This is a genomic window from Kitasatospora nipponensis (assembly GCF_039528135.1).
Taxonomy (GTDB): Bacteria; Actinomycetota; Actinomycetes; order Streptomycetales; family Streptomycetaceae; genus Kitasatospora; species Kitasatospora nipponensis.
In genome coordinates this window covers 1-1,092 of the sequence record NZ_BAAALF010000501.1, presented here as the reverse complement: position 1 = coordinate 1,092, position 1,092 = coordinate 1, and the positions used below count along the sequence as shown (strand labels likewise).

The 1,092-nt window shown below is 69.3% G+C and carries 2 protein-coding genes; both read left to right on the top strand.

Features of this window, described 5'->3' with window-relative positions; all coding sequences use genetic code 11:
• Window positions 1-313: 313 nt before the first annotated feature.
• Window positions 314-622, top strand: a complete 309-nt coding sequence (locus tag ABD323_RS41490) for a hypothetical protein (protein ID WP_344447266.1) — start codon at window positions 314-316, stop codon at window positions 620-622.
• 212 nt (window positions 623-834) lie between these two features.
• Window positions 835-1,092, top strand: a 258-nt coding sequence (locus ABD323_RS41485; RefSeq protein ID WP_344447265.1) for a peptidoglycan bridge formation glycyltransferase FemA/FemB family protein, incomplete at its 3' end; no start/stop codon positions are given.

Below are 1,092 nucleotides of genomic sequence, written 5' to 3'. Positions count from 1 at the left end.
TTGGACTCAGCGGCCACGGTCTCTCCGTGGCAGGAGGGTTGTGCAGCGTCGGCACTGGCGCCGTGCCGACCTCGGTTCACCGTAGTGGCCGGGTCTGACACTCGGCCCCGACCGACCCGCTTCCGACCTACGGTCGGGGCGGGAACCCTTGCGGGCAGACGGGGGGCACACCTACACCAGTGCAGACCGCACAGCCTACCTGACACCCGTCCGGCCGAACAAAACGCCCATCGATTGCCGCCAGGTCTCAACCGGCGCAATCTGGGCAGAACGGCTACACGCGCACTCTCGCCCTCCGCTGGAGGTGGGTTCCATGGCACAGACCGTCCGCCGTTTCCCCGCTCTCACCCTGAACACCGACGGCCACGCGCACCCCAGGGAGAACACCCTGGTGGGGCTCACGGTCGTCCTCGGCCTGGTGGCCTTCATTACGTCGTACTGGCACAACCTGCACATGCTCAGCTCGTGGACCGGGCTGGCCGGCGTCATCACCGGCCTGTGGGGCCAGTTCATCTCGGCGACCACCGCCGAGCGGTTCGTGGTGGTGATCGCGCTGGCCCTGTCGGCCTTCGGACTCGGCATCGGCCTGGCGCACGGCGGGCTCTTCGGTGGGGTCTGGTAGCGGCGCACCACCCGCACGGTGAACGGCGCTCCCCTCCGGGCGGGCGCCGTTCGCCGTGTCCGTGCCGTCGTGTCCGGTCCCCGTCGGCCCTAGGGTTCCGTCAACGCGCCGGATCCGGGCCCGCAGAAACGGACCATTCGGGCGATAGGGTCACACCAGCCGAAGTCCCCCGTCCGTCGCCAGCCACCAGCCTTCCAAGGAGCATCCCGAGCATGAGCCTGCGTCTGAGGACGATCACCCGCGAGGAGCACCTCGCCTTCATCCGGAGCCTGCCGTCGGCGAGCCACATGCAGGTGCCGTCCTGGGGCGCGGTCAAGGCGGAGTGGCGCACCGAGTCGATCGGCTGGGTGGACGAGGACTCGGAGAAGATCGTGGGCGTGGGGCTGGTGCTCTACCGCCAGCTGCCCAAGCTCAAGCGCTACCTGGCCTACCTGCCCGAGGGGCCGGTGATCGACTGGTTCGACCCGGAC